The sequence below is a fragment of the Faecalibacterium sp. BIOML-A1 genome (assembly GCF_009679715.1).
Taxonomy (GTDB): domain Bacteria; phylum Bacillota; class Clostridia; order Oscillospirales; family Ruminococcaceae; genus Faecalibacterium; species Faecalibacterium taiwanense.
The window spans coordinates 25,488-44,782 of sequence record NZ_WKZJ01000016.1 but is presented as its reverse complement, the minus strand read 5'-3'; the positions used below and the strand labels follow the sequence as shown (position 1 = coordinate 44,782).

The window sequence follows — 19,295 nt, the reverse complement described above, 5'->3', positions numbered from 1 at the left end:
CTAAACCTCCTTAGTGGATCAACGAGAAGTTGGACAAGGGCCATACCCGCAAAAAAACCTTGCCTACGATCTGACTTTTTTCCACACAGCCGATCACACTGCTGCGGCTGTCAATGGAGGTGGCCCGATGGTCACCCAGTACGAAATACCGGTTTTCCGGCACCTGATAGGGAAATTTGATGTCGCATTCGCCCAGAGCCAGTTCATCTACATAGGGCTCATCCAGCGTCTGGCCGTTCACAGTGACCACACCGTCCTCGTCCAGTTCGATCACATCACCGGGCAGGCCGATGATGCGCTTGAGCAGAAGCTTGTTCTGCCAGTAAAATCCGCAAAGGTCGCCGGTCTTCATGTCGCTGCCCTTGACCAGCAGAATGATGTCCCGGTCCTGCAGAGTGGGGTTCATGCTGTCGCCGGAGACCTGCAGCACCGGCAGAAACAGGGTGGCCAGCAGCACGGCAATGGCCGCGACCACCAGCAGCGTGTAGACAGTGCTGCGCAGCACCCGCATATAACGGCTGCGGTAGGCCAGACGTTCGCGCTCTGCTTCCACCTCTGCTGTGGATGGAATGGGCGTGAACCTGATCTTTTGCTCTTTCATTTGGCGCGCTCCTCCGGCAGGAATTCCGTGCTGTGATAGCCGTCCAGCAGTTCGCTGGCCCGGCGGTCAAAAGCGGCCCGGCGCTGCTGGATCTCCTGCTGCGTCCGGGCAAGCATTGCCTTGCAGTCCGCTTCGGTCTGGGCGCGCTTGCGTGCGGCGGCTTCCGTTTCCGCGTCGCACTGCTGCTGGGTGCGGGCCTTCAGGTTCGCAGCCTCGGTCTGTGCCTGTGCAAGGATCTGCTGGGCTTCGGCTTCCGCCTGAGCGCGCAGAGCGCTGGCAGCGGCATCGGTGTTTTTGTTTGCTGCGAGCACCGATGCAACGTATTCATCAGCCGCAGCCTGCGCCGCTTCAAACACCTTGTTCAGCTCCAGTGCAGCCTGCGCAATGGAACCTGCATTTTCAATATGGATCTGCCGTTCCTGCAGCTGGGCAGACAGGGCAGCGTTTTCTGCCCGGAGCTGGTCCTCGCTCTGCTTGAGCGCCAGAATGATCTCGACTAATTCGGTGCGGCGCATGTGCCGCAGTTCACGGTCTGGCATAATGATCGATTTCTCCCGCAAAAAGTGGTCGGATTAGGCGAACGAAAACTTTCGACAAATACGAAAATTTCGCACCACAAAACCACATTTGATATATCAGTTTTCGGCGTGACGGTGCCAGTTTGATGAATGACCGTCCACCTTATATGTTAGCACAGCATGCGCAACAGAAACGTAACAAAAATGCCTTTTCCGTGCATTTTTTTGCCAAAGAATAAAAAAATTGTTTCTTTTGATGTAAACGATTACGCCGGACTGAAAATGCGTTAAAAACAAAAAGAACTGTCCCCACAACGGAGACAGTTCTTGAAAAACAGATGAAAATAGAAGCCGGATCAGAAGCTCTTCAGCAGATCGCCCAGAGTCAGGAAGGACTGGTAGATCACGTTGACATTGTTGATGATGGAGCTTGCACCGGAGAAGATGCGGGCAATGGCGTTGAACACCTTACCGACATTCAGGAAGCTGTTGTAAGCGTCGCGGGCACCACCGTCCAGATAGACCATTTCCTCTTCGCTGATGGAGGCATAGTTTGCGGGCAGTTTCATAGTAGACATGGAGATTTTCCTTTCTATTGATAAAATTGATACAGTGTGTGAAAAGACTTAAATAAAGGCAGCCACGGCCAGCGTGGTGATCAGAGCACCGGCTACCGTCAGAACGCTCAGAATCGGGCCGTCATCGTATTCCTGCGCGGTCTGTTCCGGCTGAGCGGGCGTGGATGTGCTGGTGGAAGTGGTGGCATTTTTCACGGTCCAGTGTGCGTACACAGTGGTATCACCGGTAAACACCGTAGAGGTGCTGATTTTTGTGCCGCCCACCGGCTCGGTATACCAGCCGTCAAAGGTGTAGCCTTCCAGCGTAGGCTGCGCGGGCAGGGCACTGAGTTTGCCGCTCAGATTGGTGGTGACTGCCACAGTGGAGCTGCTGCCGCCCATGGCATCCAAACCAATGGTGTAGACCTGCGAATCCTTGTCTTCTGCGGCAAAGGCAGAGGGCAGTGCACAGCAGAGCAGTGCAGCGCTGAGCAGACCGAGGACCAGCATTTTCAAGATCTTTTTCATATGACTCCTCGCTTTCCTGACGAATTGGGATGTGGTGCCTGCCGGGAACGGAAACACCAGAACAGACCTCGATGTCCCCGCCATGAGGCAGTAGACGAAAAAGCCGGGAAGAGGAGGTTTATTCAATCCTATATTTACCACATATAGTGTAACAAAAGTGCAACAAAATGGGCGTATTCTGTTGTTATGATGAAAAAAATTGGTTTTTCACAAATTGCAGGCTGCAAAAGGCGGCACAGAGCCGCCGCAAAAGCGGAAAAGTGGAACCTTCCCCTTGTGGAAAAACAAAGAATATGGTATAATATCTTGCACGATGCGCCATCGCCAAGCGGTAAGGCAGGGGACTTTGACTCCCCCATCGTAGGTTCGACTCCTGCTGGCGCAACCAAAAGCCCCGTCATCCTGAAAAGGCTGACGGGGCTTTTTGCATCACTTTTCCACAAAATGCGGCTGAACGGTGCAAAGCTCAGCGGCGGCGGATCTTTCTGGTGGGCTTGCGGCGGTTCCAGTTGTTCAAAAGGACCCACGCAAAGTAGATGATGATGGAAATAATACTCAATGTTATTACAACTTTGAGGTACAGACTGCCTAAGAATTCCTGAAAACGCGCCACCGTGAACAGCAGCGGGTTCAGGCTGACGTCCTGCCCGGCGATCAGGTCCACCACGCCAATGGTCTCACCGGCAAGCTTCAGCTCCACGGTACCCACCACATCGCCCTGCTGGATGGGCGCACTGACCGCATCCGGCAGGTGGAAATATTTCTGGGTCACGCTGCCGTCGCCGGTGGAGGGCAGCAGGGTCATCATGCTGTCGGCGGGATACAGCTGCAGGGAGCTGGTATCGGAGGAATACTTCACCGGGATCTCGGCCAGCGTAAGGTCGGTGTCCAGCGCGGCCTGAATGGAAAAGCTGTCGAACACCCAGTCCATCAGCTTCACGGTCTCGCACAGGGCCGGGCGACGGTTGGCGTAGCCGAAATCGTCGCAGGTGTCCGGGCTTTGCATCACGCAGAAAATATAGGTGGCACCATCCTTATTGGCCCATGAAACATAGCTCTGATTGCCACTGTCGCTTTTGAATGCGGTCACATCGCACATGCCGCCCTGCATGGCGCTGCGGTAGTATTTGCCGCCGCTGGATTTGCTCAGCGCGGCGTTCTGGCTGACCAGAACAGACGAAGAACGGTGTTTTTCTTTGGCGGGCATGGTAAAGCTGGGCGCACCGGAAACCTCCACAAAGGCATCAAAGCTCATCAGATAGCGCAGGATCAGGTACATATCCACGGCACAGGTCACGTTGCCGCTGTCGATGCCGCAGGCATCCGTCCAGGTGCTGCCGGTGGTGCCGATGCGCTGGGACAGGATGTTCATCTGGCTCACCCAGCCCGCGAGGTCGCCGCCGGAAAGGGCGTAGGCAAGGCCCATGGCGGCTTCGTTGGCGTTGCGGGTCAGCATGGCGTACATGGCTTCGCGGTAGGTAAAGGTCTCGTTGGAGCGCATATCGGCGTTGTTGGTGTTATAAACGTAATCCGAGATGGCAAAGGGCATCTGGAAGGTGTCGTCCAGATGGTCGGCATAGTTGGTCAGCAGCAGGGCAATGGTCATGTACTTTGTCAGACCACCGGCGGATACCTGCTTTGTGCTGTCCTTATCATAGACGATGATATTGGTATCGGTGTTGACGATATAGGCACTCTGTGCCTGCACCTGATAGACCGGGGTGGGGTCGAACATAGCCCCGGCGGGCAGCACAAGGCAGCTGAACAGGACAGCGAACGACAAAACCAGCGCAAAAATACGTTTCATGTGGACAATTCCTTTAAAAAGCGATAATATAAAACAACAGGCAGCACGGCACAAGCGCCGTGCGCCGGGTAAGAACGAGATCACAGCGGAAGGCTGTATTCTTTATAATAACAGGTTTGGCGGGGTGTGACAAGGCTTATTGTGCCGATTTCACATCCGGTCAGGGAGGACAGGAATGGTATATCTGACAGGGGACACCCACGGCGACATCGACCGCTTCAAGCACGGCAAGCTGCGCTGGCTGGGCAAACGGGATACCGTGGTGGTACTGGGCGACTTTGGCTTTGTGTGGGACGGCAGCAAGGAGGAACAGAAAAAGCTGGATTGGCTGCGCAAGCGCCCGTATACCCTGCTGTTTCTGGACGGCAGCCACGAAAACTACGACCTTTTAAAGCAGTATCCCACCGAGGAACGCTTTGGCGGGAAGGTGCAGGCACTGGGTGGCAATGTGTACCATGTGTGCCGCGGCAGTGTGCTGGAATTGGAGAATAAAAAATACCTGTGCTTTGGCGGTGCGGAAAGCCAGGATGTGGAGGATCGGGAACCCGGCGTGAACTGGTGGAAGGAAGAAATGCCTTCGGAGGAGGAATACGCCTTTTGTGAGGAGAACCTTGCAGCGTGCGATTACAAAGTGGATTATGTGCTGACCCACGATGCGCCAAGCAGATTTTTGGATTTTACCGCCCTTGCCAGCGGCGAGACCAACCAGCTGCACAGCTTTCTGGATAAAATTTTGTTGAAGCTGACCTACGACAAGTGGTTTTTTGGCTGCTACCATAAGGATACCCAGCTTTCCACCAAAAGCCGCTGCGTGTTCTGCGATGTGATAAGCATGGGCGAACGGCACGCAAAGCGTTCCGTTCGATAACAGGGGCCGCTGCACCAGCCGTGCAGCGGCTTTTGCATTTGCTGTTGCTTGTGCGCAAAAAAACTCCGGATCAGTTCATGGCTCCGGCTTTCTCGAACATCTGCTGCACCTGCTGTTCCAGCAGTGCGTGCTCCGGCGCTTCCAGCAGCGGGTCGTCGGCCAGCATGGCAACGGCTTCCGCCTGCGCAGCGTGCAGGGTGCGGGTGTCGTTCATCAGGTCGGCGATCTGCAGGGTGGGCAGGCCGTGCTGGCGGCTGCCGAAAAAGTCGCCGGGGCCGCGGGTCTCCAGATCGTACTGCGCCACCGCAAAGCCGTCCGTGGTGCTGCACAAAAATTTCAGCCGCTTTTGTACGTTTTCGCTTTGGTTGTCGCTGACAAGAAAGCACCAGCTCTCCGCTGCACCGCGTCCCACGCGGCCGCGCAGCTGATGCAGGGCGCTCAGACCGTAGCGCTCTGCGTTTTCGATCACCATTACGCTGGCATTGGGCACATCCACACCCACCTCAATGACGGTGGTGGACACCAGTGCGTCCAGCCGTCCGGCTTTGAAGTCCTCCATCACGGCAGCTTTTTCCTTGGGTTTGAGCTTGCCGTGCATCAGGCCTACCCGGCGCTCCGGCAGCAGGGCTTTGGCAATGTCCTCGTAGTAGCTCTTAACGGCGTTCAGCCCGCCATCCGGTGTGTCCTCGATGGCGGGGCAGACCAGATACACCTGCCGCCCTCTGCCAATCTCCTGATCGAGAAAATGGTAGAGGTCGCGCCGCTTTTTGCCGGTGATGCAGCGGGTTTTGACCGGGGTGCGGCCCGGCGGCAGCTCGTCCAGAATGGAGATGTCCAAATCGCCGTAGATGAGCAGGCCCAGCGTGCGGGGAATGGGCGTTGCGCTCATCACCAGCAGGTGCGGATTCGCGGCCTTTTCGGCCAGCATTCCGCGCTGCCGTACCCCAAAGCGGTGCTGCTCGTCGATCACGGCAAGACCAAGCCGGGCAAACTCTACGCCTTCGCTGAGGATGGCGTGGGTGCCCACCACAAGGTCGGCTTCGTCGTTCCGGATGGCGGCAAGGGTGGTGCGGCGTGCAGCGGCCTTCATGCCGCCGGTCAGCAGGGCCACCCGCATCCCGAAGGGGGCAAGCATCCGGTTCAGGCCTTCGGCGTGCTGGGTGGCCAGAATTTCCGTCGGGGCCAGCAGCGCGGCCTGATACCCCGCTCGGATGCAGGCCCAGATGGCGGCAGCCGCCACCAGCGTTTTGCCGCTGCCCACATCGCCCTGCAAAAGGCGGTTCATGGAAGTCTCGCCCGCCATGTCGGCCAGAATCTCGCTCACGGCCCGGCGCTGGGCTCCGGTGGGGGAAAAGGGCAGGCTGGCCCAGAACAGGGACGGGTCGGCAAGCTGCATGGGCGCACCGGTGGCAGCGGCACCCCGGTTTTTCATCCGGCCAATGCCCAGCTGCAAAACCAGAAGTTCTTCATAGATCAGCCGCCGCCGGGCTGCATAGGCCTGCTCTTCGGTGGCGGGGCAGTGGATGGCCCGCACGGCATCTGCCTTGGAGAGCAGACGGTATTTTGCCAGCATTTCCGGCGGAAGAGGGTCGGGCAGAAGCTCTGCATGGGGCAGCAGCTGCCGCACGCACTTGGCGATGGCATTGCTGGTCAGGCCCTCGGTCTGGGGGTAGACCGCTTCAAAGGGAGAAGCCTTGATCTGCTCAGCGGTGCGCACCTGCGGGTTGACCATCTGGCGGCGCAGCATCCCGCCGGTAACGATGCCTTGAAAATAGTATTCCTGCCCCAGCTGCAGCTTCTGGGCGGCATACGGATTATTGAACCATGTGATCTCCAGACTGGACACATCGTCCCCCGCAGTGATGCGCTCCATCCGCCGCCCGCCCGGCAGGATACGCCCGCCGGGTTTGGCGAACACCTCGGCCCTGACGACGCACTCCACATCGGTGGGCGCTTCGGCGATGGAATAGGGTTTGGTGAAGTCGATATATCTGCGCGGGTAGTGGCACAGCAGGTCGGCCAGCGTCACGATGCCCAGCTTCTCGAACCGCTCAGCGGTCTTGGGGCCAACGCCCTTCAGGTAGCGCACCGGCGTATCCGGGGTGAGGGTGGTATGGTTTTCGGCGGGCATGGCGTGTCAGCTCCTTTCCTGGATGCAATATAGCCATTGTAACACGGAGCGGCAGCGGATGCAAATGGCCCAAAAAGGAAAAACCGGCAGGACCTTTGCCTTTGGGCAGGAACTGTGGTACACTCGGAAGAAAAAGAGGGGAGAATATTTATGGAGATCCGTAAGGGGACCTTAAAGGACTTGGAGGCCATTGCAGCGGTGGAGGCGGCCTGCTTCCCGGCGGCAGAGGCGGCTACGGCAGAGGAGTTTGCCGGGCGGCTGCAGCAGTACGGCGATCATTTTTGGCTGCTGTGGGAGGGGGAAAGGCTGCTGGCCTTTGTGGACGGCTTTTGCACCGACTGGCCGGACCTGACCGATGAGATGTACGCCGACGCCTCCCTCCACCGGGAGAATGGTGCCTGGCAGATGATCTTTGGGGTAAACACCATCCCGGCCTGCCGCAGACAGGGGTACGCCGGGCAGCTGCTGCAGCAGGCCATTGCCGACGCCCGGGCCCAAGGCCGGAAGGGGCTGGTACTGACCTGCAAGGAGGCCCTGGTGCACTACTATGCAAAGTTCGGCTTTGTGAACGAGGGCGTTTCCGGCTCCACCCACGGGGGCGTGGTGTGGTACCAGATGCGGCTGAAGTTCTGAGGGGGACGATCTGGAATGGCCTACGCCTTGCTCCGGCCGTATTCAGCGGAAGAATAATTTTTAAGAGAGCAATGCCGGAGCGTCCGCGGAAGCTCCGGCATTGCATTTTCACTGGAGGGGGCGTAAAGGTAGACGGCATTTGCAGTGCCGCTTTCTGCGAAAGTGCGGCACTGCGGCAGACTTTTCGGCTTAGCTGCAAAGTGACCGGTTTCGCCAGAGGCTCTCCCTTTGAGGAAAGACTTCCCCCGCTCCGGGGGAAGATGTCACCGCAGGTGACAAAAGGGGGAGTCTGTCACCGTAGGTGACGGAGAGGGCGAGGAGGCTGATAGGGAACAGCGCAAAAACAAAAAATCCCGGGAACCGAAGTTCCCGGGATTCTTTTGGAGGTGACGACCAGATTTGAACTGGTGGATGAGGGTTTTGCAGACCCTTGCCTTACCACTTGGCCACGTCACCATATTTAGGAGTGGGATTCCACTCCTGTTGGAGCGGCCGACGAGGCTCGAACTCGCTACCTCCACCTTGGCAAGGTGGCGCTCTACCAGATGAGCTACGGCCGCATATTCGGTGCATTTTACCTTGCACCCATCATTTCTGATGCCCTGAAAACAAGTTTCAAAGTAGGTGAAAGCTTGCGCTTTCTTGGTGGCGACCCGGATCGGGCTCGAACCGACGACCCCCAGCGTGACAGGCTGGTGCTCTAACCAACTGAGCTACCGGGCCATATTGGAGCAACCGTTGCTGCTCCGTTATGGAGCGGCCGACGAGGCTCGAACTCGCTACCTCCACCTTGGCAAGGTGGCGCTCTACCAGATGAGCTACGGCCGCATATTGGAAACCCTGCTGGATTTCCTTAGCTGGTGCCTCCGATCGGAATCGAACCAATGACACGGGGATTTTCAGTCCCCTGCTCTACCGACTGAGCTACAGAGGCGCACCGGACGATGATTATTATACCTGAAATTTCGATTTTGTAAAGGGGTAAATCCAAATTTTTTTCAGAAAATTGAAACTTTCTTGATTTTGGTCGCTCCAGCGCGTAAAATAAGAATGACTTTTTCAACCTGCTTTCGGCACATCCGGCACAGGACGTGCTGTGTGCGGGCGCGCCAAACAGAAATTGACAAATTCAACAACCTATGGTTTAATGAAAATAAAATAATTCAGGCACTTTTGCCCTTTTTCTCTGCATATACCTATATTATAGTAAAAAAGGGCAGTGGCGTTTTATGATTTGACTACAGACGGCCCGCTTTTTTGCAAGAAAGGCCGGGCCGGGAGGAGCAGCATGGCAAAAAAACAGGAATATGGCAACGAGAGCATTACTTCTTTGAAGGGTGCCGACCGTGTGCGTAAGCGCCCGGCCGTTATCTTTGGCTCAGACGGCGTGGAGGGCTGCGCCCACTCCATCTTTGAGATCGTCTCCAACTCCATCGACGAAGCCCGCGACGGCCACGGCGATACCATCAACGTGACCCGCTGTAAGGATGGCAGCGTTATCGTTGAGGACTTTGGCCGCGGTATGCCCGTGGACTGGAACAACGGCGAGGGGCGCTACAATTGGGAGCTGTTGTTCTGCGAGATGTATGCAGGCGGCAAGTATGGCGAGGGTGAGGATAACTACGAGTTCAGCCTTGGCTTGAACGGTCTGGGCCTGTGCGCTACCCAGTATGCTTCTGCATGGATGACCGCCGATATCTACCGTGACGGATACCACTATCACCTTGATTTTAAAAAGGGCGAGAATGTGGGCGGCCTGCAGAAGGAAGCCTACAAGGGCCGCCGCACCGGCAGCATCATTCACTGGAAGCCGGACGACGAGGTGTTCACCGACATCGATGTGCCTGGCAGCTACTATAAGGATACCCTGCGCCGTCAAGCGGTGGTCAACGCAGGCCTGACCCTGAACTTCACCGATGAAAAGGAGAAAGACCCTGCCACTGGCAAGGCGTGGTACGAGAGCTGGTGCTATGAGCACGGCATCGCGGACTATGTGGCCGAGGTGGCAGGGGAGGATACCCTGACCCCGGTGTTCAGCTGCGAGAGTGAGGCTGTGGGCCGGGACCGCGAGGACCAGCCGGATTACAAGGTGCGCATGAGCGCGGCGTTCTGCTTCTCCAATAAGGTGCAGATGCTGGAATATTACCACAACTCTTCCTGGCTGGAGCACGGCGGCAGCCCGGAGCACGCGGTGCGCACCGCCTTTGTCTATCAGATCAACAAGTACCTGAAGGAAAAGAACCTCTATAAAAAAGGTGAGAGCGCCATTAGCTTTCAGGATGTGCAGGACTGCTTGGTGTATGTCTCGTCCAGTTTTTCCACCCGCACCAGCTACGAGAACCAGACCAAAAAGGCCATCACCAACAAATTCGTCTCGCAGGCTATGACCGACTTCCTCAAGCATTATCTGGAAGTGTATTTTCTGGAAAAGCCGGACGAGGCCCAGAAGATCTGCCAGCAGGTGCTGGTGAACAAGCAGAGCCGTGAGCATGCGGAAAAAACGCGCCAGAGCATCAAAAAAACCCTGTCCACCCAAATCGACCTTGCCAACCGGGTGCAGAAATTCGTGGACTGCCGCACCAAGGATGCATCCCGCCGCGAGCTGTATATCGTGGAGGGCGATTCCGCTATGGGTGCGGTCAAGTCCAGCCGCGACAGTGAATATCAGGCCATCATGCCCATCCGCGGCAAAATTTTGAACTGCCTGAAGGCCGACTATGCCCGCATCTTTAAATCGGATGTCATCGTGGATCTCATCAAGGTGATGGGCTGCGGCGTGGAACTGGGCGGCAAACACAACAAGGAGCTGGCCACCTTCAATCTCGATAATCTGCGGTTCAATAAAATCGTCATTTGTACCGATGCCGATGTGGACGGCTACCAAATCCGCACGCTGGTGCTCACCATGCTCTACCGCCTGACCCCGACCCTGATCGAGAAGGGCTATGTGTATATCGCAGAGTCGCCGTTGTATGAAATTACAACGAAAGACCGAACTTATTTCGCCTACACCGAGCCGGAAAAGACAGCGTTTCTGGAAGAGATCGGCGAGAAAAAATACACCATCCAGCGCTCCAAAGGTCTGGGTGAGAACGACCCTGAGATGATGTGGCTGACCACCATGAACCCGGAGAGCCGCCGTCTGATCAAGGTGATGCCCACTGATGTGGTGCAGACCGCGCAGGTGTTCGATATCCTGCTGGGTGATAACCTTGCAGGCCGCAAGGAACACATTGCGCAGCACGGCGCAGAATATCTGGACGATCTGGATGTGAGCTGATGATTTTAAATTGCCTCCGCTTGCGCTCTGGCAATGACAGAGGTAACGTTATTTTAATTTGGTGATTTGTCACAGCCTGCGGGCTGCTCCAAATCACGTTTTCACGAAGAAGGCCCCAACGGGTCACGGCATTTTAAGGGAAAAATGCAGAAAACCGGAACGGCTCCATCTGTGAAAGAGCAGCTCAGGATGGCCCGCAGGCCATCCTGAACTGCAAAAATAAAAAATATTTTCCGCTGAATATGGGCAGAGCGAGAGCGGCGCCCATTTAAAATCGTCAAGAGGTTAGAAGATGCCTAGAAAATCGACCAAGAAAACACTCAAGCCGGTGCGCCCGCAGCTGGGCGACGGCGTTGAAATTTTAAATGCCGGCAGTGTGCTGGAGGATCCCATCACCCGCACGCTGGAAACCAACTATATGCCCTACGCCATGAGCGTCATCGTCAGCCGCGCGCTGCCAGAGATCGACGGCTTCAAACCGGCGCACCGCAAGCTGCTGTACACCATGTACGAGATGGGCCTGCTCAAGGGCGCACGCACCAAGTCTGCCAACATCGTGGGCAGCACCATGCACCTGAACCCCCACGGCGATGCCGCCATCTACGACACCATGGTGCGCATGGGCCGCGGCAACGAGAGCCTGCTGGTGCCCTTTGTGGACAGCAAGGGCAACTTCGGCAAGGCCTACAGCCGGGATATGTCCTGCGCTGCTGCCCGTTACACGGAGGCGAAGCTCGAGGGTGTGTGCGAGGAGCTGTTCCGGGATATCGACAAGGAGACCGTGGACTTTGTGCCCAACTACGACAGCACCACCACCGAGCCTACCCTGCTGCCGGTCACCTTCCCCACCATTCTGGCCAACAACACGCTGGGCATCGCGGTGGGCATGGCATGCAACATCTGCTCCTTCAATCTGGCAGAGCTGTGCGCCACCACCGTGGCCCTGATGAAGGACGAGCACCACGACATCTCCACCACCATGCCCGCCCCGGACTTCGTGGGCGGCGGTCAGATTCTGTACGATGAAGCGCAGATGCGTGAAATTTACGAGAACGGCCGCGGCAGCGTGAAGGTACGCGCCCGCTACAATGTGGTGCCGGGCGAGAACATGATCGAGGTCACCCAGATCCCGCCAACCACCACGGTGGAGGCCATCATGGACAAGATCGCAGAGCTGGTCAAAGCCGGCAAGGTCAAGGAGATCAGCGACATGCGTGACGAGACCGACCTGAACGGCCTGAAGCTGACACTGGACCTCAAGCGCGGCGTGGATGCCGACAAGCTGATGGCAAAGCTGTTTAAGGCTACCCCTCTGGAAGACAGCTTCAGCGCTAACTTCAATATTCTGGTGTCCGGCCAGCCCCGCGTGATGGGCGTGCGCGAAATTCTCAAGGAGTGGACGGCCTTCCGCGTGGAGTGCGTGCGCCGCCGCACCTACTATGACCTGCACGGCAAGGAAAAGCGCCTGCACCTGCTCAAGGGTCTTGCTGCCATCCTGCTGGACATTGACAAGGCAATCAAAATTATCCGCACCACCGAGGAAGAGACCGAAGTGGTGCCCAACCTGATGATCGGTTTTGGCATCGATGAAGTGCAGGCCGACTATGTGGCCGAGATCAAGCTGCGTCATTTGAACCGGGAATATATCCTCAAGCGCACCAGCGAGATCGAACAGCTGGAGAAGGACATTGCCGACCTGAACGATATCCTTGCAAAGCCCGCCCGCATCCGCCGCATCATCATCAATGAGCTGAACGATGTTGCCAAGAAGTACGGCCAGCCCCGCCGCAGCGAGATCCTGTACGATCTGCCTGAGGATGAGAACGGCTCCGAGGAGGAAGAAGCGCCGGATTACCCCGTGACGGTGTTCTTTACCCGCGAGGGCTATTTCAAAAAGATCCCGCCGCAAGGTCTGCGCACCGCCGGTGCCCATAAGCTGAAAGAAGGCGACGAGATCGTGCAGCAGATCGAGACCCGCAACAACGTGGAAGCGCTGTTCTTTACCGACAAGCAGCAGGTGTACAAGGTGCGTCTGGCAGAGCTGGAGGACGGCAAGGTGGCTCAGATGGGCATTTTCATCCCGGGCCGTCTGGGCATGGACGAGGGCGAGAACGTGCTCTCCATGGTGATCACCAGCGACTACAGCGGCTTTATGCTGTTCTTCTTTGCCAGCGGCAAGTGCGCGAAAATTCCGCTCAGCTCCTACGCCACCAAGCAGAACCGCCGCAAGCTGCTCAAGGCCTACTGCGACAAGGAGCCGCTGGCAACGCTGCTGTTCCTGCCGGAGGAGACCGAACTTGCCATCCGCACCAGCGCCAGTCGGATGCTGTTGGTGGGCACGGCGCAGATCGCGGCCAAGGCCACCCGCGACAGTCAGGGCGTGGCAGTGGTTACTTTGAAAAAGAACCAGACCATCGCTTCGGTGGTGCCTGCGGACACGCTGGAGCTGGCGAACCCCCACCGCTACCGTGTGCGCAGCCTGCCCGCTACCGGTGCGCTGCTCCGCGCCGAGGACGAGGGCGAGCAGATGAGCCTGCTGTAAAAAAACTCCCCCAGTCTCGCATTCGCTCGACAGCCCCCTCTAGGATGGGGCCTTTGGCATGGCGGCAAAGCCTCTGGTTGAATTGCAAAGTATCCGGTTTCGCCAGAGGCTCCCTCTCCGAGGAAGCTGGCACGGCGTAAGCCGTGACTGAGGGAGTTCAAGCAGTAGCGGAGACAATTTTAAATCGTTTCTATATAAAAGAGGAAACTGCAATGCAAAACATCGACCTGATCTGTGTGGGCAAGCTGAATGCCAAATATTTCGCCGAGGGCGTGGCCGAGTACCAGAAGCGCCTTGCCGCCTTCGCGTCCTTCCGCATCATCGAGCTGCCGGAGGAAAAGATCGAGGAGAAAAACGCCTCGGATGCCGTGGTAAAAAAGGCACTGGACAAGGAGGGCAAGGCCATCCTGTCCAACGTGCGCAAGGGTGCTGCCATCGTGGCCATGTGCATTGAAGGCAGGCAGATCTCCTCCGACGAGCTGGCGCAGTTCCTTGCCGACCGCGCAAACAGCGGGGCGGGGGATGTGGCTTTCGTCATCGGCTCGTCCCACGGCCTGTCCGATGAGGTGAAAAAGGCCGCTGCACTCAAGTTCAGCATGGGACGCATCACCATGCCCCACCAGCTGGCCCGCCTTGTGCTCACGGAACAGATCTACCGTGCCTGCACCATCAATGCAGGAATGAAATACCATAAATAAGTGCAAAAACCGGTCTGTTCCCCAAAGCAGGCCGGTTTTCGGCTTTACAAGCGGCGCAAAACATGGTACAGTAAAGATACTGTGCTTTCCCTTTGAAAAGCACGCCCGGCAGTGGGGAAAGCTGCCGGAACGATACAACAACGACACGGCAAACCAGCCGCGGACGGAAAGGATGTACTACAATGGAACAGAGCGAAAAGACCCTTGATATGATCGTCAATCTCTGCAAGAACCGTGGTTATGTGTTCCCCGGTTCCGAGATCTACGGCGGTCTGGCCAACAGCTGGGACTACGGCCCGCTGGGCGTCGAGTTCAAGAACAATGTCAAAAAGGCATGGCTGAAGAAATTCGTGCAGGAAAGCCCCTATAATGTGGGTCTGGATGCGGCCATCATCATGAACCCTCAGACCTGGGTGACCACCGGCCACGTCTCCAGCTTCTCGGACCCCCTGCTGGACTGCCGCGCCTGCAAGGCACGCCACCGCGCCGACAAGCTGATCGGTGAGGAGCACCCCGAGGTGAACGTGGATGCCATGAGCTTTGACGAGATGGATGCTTTCATCGCAGAGCATGAGGACATCGTGTGCCCGGTGTGCGGCAAGCACGATTTTACCCCCATCCGCAAGTTCAACCTGATGTTCAAGACTGCCATCGGCGTCACCGAGGACAGCTCTTCCACCTGCTATCTGCGTCCTGAGACCGCACAGGGCATCTTTGTCAACTTTGCCAACATCCAGCGCACCACCCGCCGCAAGCTGCCCTTCGGCGTGTGCCAGGTGGGCAAGGCTTTCCGCAACGAGATCACCCCGGGCAACTTCACCTTCCGCACCCGTGAGTTCGAGCAGATGGAGTGCGAGTTCTTCTGCAAGCCCGGCACCGATCTGGAATGGTTCGCTTACTGGAAGGACTATTGCGAGAACTGGCTGCTGAGCCTTGGCATCAAGAAGGAGCACCTGCGCCTGCGTGACCACGAGCCTGCAGAGCTGGCCTTCTACAGCCGCGCTACCACCGATATCGAGTACGCCTTCCCGTTCACCGACTGGGGTGAGCTGTGGGGCATTGCAGACCGTACCAACTACGACCTGACCCGCCATCAGGAAGCTTCCGGCAAGAGCCTGGAGTACTTCGACAGCGAGACCAACGAGCACTACATCCCCTACGTCATTGAGCCGTCTCTGGGCTGTGACCGTGTGGCTCTGGCTTTCCTGTGCGAAGCATACGACGAGGAGCACCTGACCGACAGCAAGGGCAAGGAGGATATCCGCACCGTGCTGCATCTGCATCCGGCTCTGGCTCCCTACAAGTGCGCTGTGCTGCCCTTGAGCAAGAAGCTGGGCGAGAAGGCCATGGAGATCCGCAACGAGCTGAGCAAGTACTTCATGGTGGATTACGACGATACCGGTTCCATCGGCAAGCGTTACCGCCGCGAGGACGAGATCGGCACCCCGTACTGCATCACTGTGGACTTTGATACCGTGGGTGACGAGGCCAAGGGCATTGCCGCCGACAACTGCGTCACTGTCCGTGACCGCGACACCATGGAGCAGGTTCGTATGCCCATCTCCGAGCTGAAAGCTTATATCGAGAGCAAGATCGAGTTCTGAGAAAATTTCGCTTTCAGGCGATAAAAACAGCCCCGCCGTTGCAATTTCGGCGGGGCTGTGCTATAATACAAATAAAGAAAGTGCTGTCTGGCAAACGGTCAGTACCTTTCCGGCGCGATAATCAAAAGATGACCGCTCAGGTTTGGACGCTGAGGGCGGTCATTTTTTGTTGTTGAAGATCTTCCACGCGATATCGAAAATGCCAAAGCTCACGGTTGCAAGCAATGTGAGCAGAGCCAGAGTTTCTAAAAGCGTCATGAAGCATCACCCCCTTCGCTGCAAAGCGTCGGGGTACGACAAAAATGTTCGCCTTCCCGACGCAGGGCCGAAAAGGCATAGACCGCCTGCCGTATGTAGACAGCACTCTCAAAAGACAGTATAACAGACGTTTCCTGCTTTTTCAACAGCGGGAGGTGTCTGTTTTCTTTTTACTGGACAGAACGGCTTGTACCGGGTATACTGAAAAACAGAAAAACATGATTTTTACACCGCAGGAGGTTCTACCGTGGAAAACTTTGACGAACTGCTGAAAAAATATGCCGATTTCATCGTCCGGGTGGGGGTGAACCCGCAGCCGGGCCAGACCCTCATCATCAACTGCCCGCTGGAGGGCGCGCCGCTGGCGCGGCTGTGCGTGCGCAGTGCCTACGAAGCCGGTGCCCGGGATGTGCAGGTGAACTGGAGCGATGACGCTGTGGCCCGTGCCCGCATGGAGCTGGGCAGCGAGGAGGCCCTGACCGACCTCAAGCCATGGCAGCTGCGCCGCTATCTTGACTATGCTGAAAGCGAGGGCGGCGTGTGTGTACTGCATCTCATTGCGGACGACCCGGAGCTGTATGTGGGCATTGACGGCAATAAGATCAGCCGGGTGAATGCCGCCCGCCGCGCCTTTATGGAGGAGTGGCAGGAGTACACCATGAACGACCGGGTGCAGTGGTCCATTGCGGCCCTGCCCAGTGTGCCGTGGGCAAAGAAGGTCTTCCCGGAGCTGGACGCGGATGCCGCAATGGAGGCTTTGTGGAAGCTGATCTTTGACGTGTGCCGGGTCACTGGTGGCGACCCGGTGAACGAGTGGCAGGCCCATATGGAGCGGCTCAGCACTCTGCGGGATAAAATGAACGCGCTGGACTTGGAAAGCGTGCATTTTGAGAGCAGCAATGGCACGGACCTGACCGTGGGTCTTGCGGATCAGGCTGTGTGGGAAAGCGCCGCCAGCAAGAGCGAAAAGGGCGTGGTGTTCCTGCCCAACATCCCCACGGAGGAAGTGTTCACTGCGCCCCACAAGGACAGGGTAGAGGGCGTTGTCTACGGCACAAAGCCCTATGTGTTCAACGGCCAGCTCATCAAGGACTTCCGTGTCACCTTTGAGAAGGGCCGGGTTGTGGACTACCACGCCGAGCAGGGACAGGTGCTGCTGGGCCGTCTGCTGGACGGCGACGAAGGCTCCCGCAGCATTGGCGAAGTGGCACTGGTGCCGGCAAGCAGCCCCATCAATCGCAGCGGCAAGCTGTTCTACAGCACGTTGTTTGACGAAAATGCCGCCTGCCACATCGCTTTTGGTGCCAGCTACCCCGGCACCACGAAGGACGGCACGGCGCTGACGAAGGAAGAGCTGCTGGCCCGCGGCATGAACCAGTCCCGCCTGCATGAGGATGTGATGATCGGTGCAGAGGACAGCCATATCACCGGCAAATGCCGCGATGGCCGCACCGTGGAGCTGTTCCGGGACGGCGTGTGGGTGCTGTAAAAGACCCTGCGGCGAAAAAAATCTGCGAAAATGCTTGCATAATCGCGGGATGTATGGTATATTCTAGTAGTACGATATAGTTTAACCTGAAACGTGGGCCGCAAGGTCCGCGTTTCTTGTTTGTTTGGAGGTTTTTTATGGCGAAGCAGTCTGGCGGCAACACCGCCCAGAGAGTCGAAGCGCTTGTCCGCCCCACCGTGGAGGGCATGGGCCTGCGCCTGTGGGATGTGGTTTTTGAAAAGGAAGGTCCAGACTGGTATCTTCGCGTGCTCATCGACAAGGACGGCACCATGGATACCGACACCTGCGCGGATGTTTCCCATGCGCTGGATCCCATCCTTGACGAGGCAGACCCCATCGACCAGAGCTATTATCTGGAAGTGGGCAGCCCCGGCCTTGGCCGTAAGCTGACCCGCCCGGAGCACTATGAAGCCCTCAAGGGCCAGAAGATCCGGGTAAAGCTCATCCGCCCGAATGCAGACGGCGTGCGTGAGTTTTCTGGTATCCTGACAGGCCGCGAGGGCAGCACCGTTACGGTGAACACCGATGCGGGCGCTGTCACCTTTGAGGTGAACGCCGCATCCAGCGTGAACCTGTGCGACGATGAAGACCTGTTTGACTAACATAGATAGAGAGTAAATTACAGGAGGAACCCGAAAAATGGCAGCAGCGAACAATGAATTTTTTGAAGCTCTCTCCATGCTGGAGCACGAGCGCGGCATCACCGCAGAATACCTGATCGAAAAGATCAAGGCTGCGATCATCATTGCCGTCAAGAAGAACTATGAGGTGGAAGAGGACCACGTGAAGGTGGATATCGACCCCGCCGCGGGCCGCTTTGATGTGGCCCTGATCCAGGACGTTGTGGCCGACGAGGACTGGTACGACGAGCACTCTGAGATCGGCATTACCGAGGCACAGAAGATCCGCAAGAGCTACGAAGTGGGCGACCGCATTGTGACCCCCCTCAAGACCAAGGACTTCGGCCGCATTGCAGCCCAGACCGCAAAGCACGTGATCCGTCAGGGCATCCGCGAGGCTGAGCGCAGCCAGCAGCTGAGCGAGATCCAGTCCCGTGCACACGACATCGTGCAGGCCACCGTTACCCGCGTGGACCCGGAGAAGGGCATCGTTGCTCTGGATCTGGGCAAGGGCGGCGAGGCTATCCTGCCCCACAACGAGCAGGTGCCCGGCGAGGTGTACACCGAGGGCCAGACCCTGCAGGTCTACGTTGTGGACGTGGTCAGCACTGAGCGCGGCCCCCGCGTTATGATCAGCCGCACCCACCCCGGCCTTGTCAAGCGCCTGTTTGAGCTGGAAGTGCCCGAAATTTTTGACGGCACTGTGGAGGTCAAGGCCATCAGCCGCGAGGCCGGTGCACGCACCAAGATGGCTGTTTGGAGCAAGGACCCCAACGTGAACCCTGTTTCCGCCTGCATCGGCGAGCACGGTGCCCGTGTAGCTGCTGTTGTGGAAAAGCTGGGCGGCGAAAAGATCGACATTGTGAAGTGGAGCGAGGATATCTCCGAGTTCATCTCCGCAGCACTCAGCCCGGCCAAGGTGGTCAAGGTGGAACTGCTGCCCGGCGAGACCCGTTCCTGCCGTGTGACCGTGCCCGACCAGCAGCTGAGCCTTGCCATTGGCAACAAGGGCCAGAACGCACGCCTGTGCGCACGCCTGACCGGCTACAACATTGATATCCGCCCCGAGAGCGGCTATTATGGCGAGGAAGAGCCGAAGAAGGAAGCCGAGACCGACACCGAGTAATTCCGGCGCAGATG

15 protein-coding genes and 6 tRNA genes are annotated in these 19,295 nt (G+C 57.5%); 10 read left to right on the top strand and 11 right to left on the bottom strand.

Features of this window, described 5'->3' with window-relative positions:
• Positions 1-10 precede the first annotated feature (10 nt).
• The 4 genes from lepB to GKG36_RS13440 form a co-directional block, all read right to left on the bottom strand.
• On the bottom strand, positions 11-601 hold the full coding sequence (lepB, locus tag GKG36_RS13455; RefSeq protein ID WP_154261171.1) for a signal peptidase I: 591 nt from the start codon (positions 599-601) through the stop codon (positions 11-13).
• Positions 598-1,140 carry a hypothetical protein gene (locus GKG36_RS13450; RefSeq protein ID WP_097773892.1) on the bottom strand — a complete coding sequence of 181 codons (543 nt, stop codon included), beginning with the start codon at positions 1,138-1,140 and terminating at the stop codon, positions 598-600. Before GKG36_RS13450 ends, lepB begins: the two co-directional genes overlap by 4 nt.
• Before the next feature lie 335 nt (positions 1,141-1,475).
• Complete coding sequence (locus GKG36_RS13445) at positions 1,476-1,697, bottom strand: hypothetical protein (protein ID WP_223388047.1); 222 nt, start codon at positions 1,695-1,697, stop codon at positions 1,476-1,478.
• 48 nt (positions 1,698-1,745) lie between these two features.
• Positions 1,746-2,204 carry an InlB B-repeat-containing protein gene (locus tag GKG36_RS13440; RefSeq protein ID WP_044954164.1) on the bottom strand — a complete coding sequence of 153 codons (459 nt, stop codon included), beginning with the start codon at positions 2,202-2,204 and terminating at the stop codon, positions 1,746-1,748.
• A gap of 314 nt (positions 2,205-2,518) precedes the next feature.
• Here GKG36_RS13440 and GKG36_RS13435 point away from each other — a divergent pair.
• A tRNA-Gln gene (locus GKG36_RS13435) sits at positions 2,519-2,592 on the top strand.
• Positions 2,593-2,670: 78 nt separating this feature from the next.
• On the opposite strand, the gene GKG36_RS13430 is transcribed toward GKG36_RS13435, so the two are convergent.
• Positions 2,671-4,011 (bottom strand): D-alanyl-D-alanine carboxypeptidase, encoded by a 1,341-nt coding sequence (locus GKG36_RS13430; RefSeq protein ID WP_154261169.1) that lies wholly within the window; start codon positions 4,009-4,011, stop codon positions 2,671-2,673.
• 175 nt (positions 4,012-4,186) lie between these two features.
• Here GKG36_RS13430 and GKG36_RS13425 point away from each other — a divergent pair, with 175 nt between their 5' ends.
• The gene (locus tag GKG36_RS13425) at positions 4,187-4,879 is read left to right on the top strand and encodes a metallophosphoesterase (RefSeq protein ID WP_154261167.1); all 693 of its coding nucleotides are present in this window, start codon (positions 4,187-4,189) and stop codon (positions 4,877-4,879) included.
• A gap of 70 nt (positions 4,880-4,949) precedes the next feature.
• Here the strand turns inward: GKG36_RS13425 and recG are convergent, their stop codons facing one another.
• On the bottom strand, positions 4,950-7,010 hold the full coding sequence (recG, locus tag GKG36_RS13420) for an ATP-dependent DNA helicase RecG (protein ID WP_005945362.1): 2,061 nt from the start codon (positions 7,008-7,010) through the stop codon (positions 4,950-4,952).
• Between the two features lie 150 nt (positions 7,011-7,160).
• Between recG and GKG36_RS13415 the strand changes: the two genes are divergently transcribed.
• Positions 7,161-7,643, top strand: coding sequence for a GNAT family N-acetyltransferase (locus GKG36_RS13415; RefSeq protein ID WP_046414970.1), 483 nt, complete (start codon positions 7,161-7,163; stop codon positions 7,641-7,643).
• A 381-nt stretch (positions 7,644-8,024) separates the two neighbouring features.
• Here GKG36_RS13415 and GKG36_RS13410 read toward each other — a convergent pair.
• From GKG36_RS13410 to GKG36_RS13390, 5 genes are all read right to left on the bottom strand, one after another.
• Positions 8,025-8,099, bottom strand: a tRNA-Cys gene (locus GKG36_RS13410).
• Positions 8,100-8,127: 28 nt separating this feature from the next.
• Positions 8,128-8,203: transfer RNA gene (locus GKG36_RS13405), tRNA-Gly, on the bottom strand.
• Between the two features lie 86 nt (positions 8,204-8,289).
• Positions 8,290-8,366, bottom strand: a tRNA-Asp gene (locus tag GKG36_RS13400).
• Positions 8,367-8,395: 29 nt separating this feature from the next.
• A tRNA-Gly gene (locus GKG36_RS13395) sits at positions 8,396-8,471 on the bottom strand.
• Between the two features lie 30 nt (positions 8,472-8,501).
• Positions 8,502-8,577, bottom strand: a tRNA-Phe gene (locus tag GKG36_RS13390).
• Positions 8,578-8,931: 354 nt separating this feature from the next.
• Here GKG36_RS13390 and GKG36_RS13385 point away from each other — a divergent pair.
• The 7 genes from GKG36_RS13385 (at position 8,932) to nusA (ending at position 19,281) form a co-directional block, all read left to right on the top strand.
• Complete coding sequence (locus GKG36_RS13385; protein WP_154261165.1) at positions 8,932-10,923, top strand: toprim domain-containing protein; 1,992 nt, start codon at positions 8,932-8,934, stop codon at positions 10,921-10,923.
• A gap of 292 nt (positions 10,924-11,215) precedes the next feature.
• Positions 11,216-13,465, top strand: coding sequence for a DNA gyrase subunit A (locus tag GKG36_RS13380; protein WP_154261163.1), 2,250 nt, complete (start codon positions 11,216-11,218; stop codon positions 13,463-13,465).
• A 212-nt stretch (positions 13,466-13,677) separates the two neighbouring features.
• The gene (gene rlmH / locus GKG36_RS13375) at positions 13,678-14,163 is read left to right on the top strand and encodes a 23S rRNA (pseudouridine(1915)-N(3))-methyltransferase RlmH (protein ID WP_044954166.1); all 486 of its coding nucleotides are present in this window, start codon (positions 13,678-13,680) and stop codon (positions 14,161-14,163) included.
• A 182-nt stretch (positions 14,164-14,345) separates the two neighbouring features.
• On the top strand, positions 14,346-15,767 hold the full coding sequence (locus tag GKG36_RS13370) for a glycine--tRNA ligase (RefSeq protein ID WP_097773884.1): 1,422 nt from the start codon (positions 14,346-14,348) through the stop codon (positions 15,765-15,767).
• A 505-nt stretch (positions 15,768-16,272) separates the two neighbouring features.
• Positions 16,273-17,514 (top strand): aminopeptidase, encoded by a 1,242-nt coding sequence (locus tag GKG36_RS13365; RefSeq protein ID WP_173012981.1) that lies wholly within the window; start codon positions 16,273-16,275, stop codon positions 17,512-17,514.
• A gap of 137 nt (positions 17,515-17,651) precedes the next feature.
• On the top strand, positions 17,652-18,137 hold the full coding sequence (gene rimP / locus GKG36_RS13360) for a ribosome maturation factor RimP (RefSeq protein ID WP_005945397.1): 486 nt from the start codon (positions 17,652-17,654) through the stop codon (positions 18,135-18,137).
• A 37-nt stretch (positions 18,138-18,174) separates the two neighbouring features.
• Positions 18,175-19,281, top strand: coding sequence for a transcription termination factor NusA (gene nusA, locus GKG36_RS13355; protein ID WP_097773881.1), 1,107 nt, complete (start codon positions 18,175-18,177; stop codon positions 19,279-19,281).
• Positions 19,282-19,295: the final 14 nt, after the last annotated feature.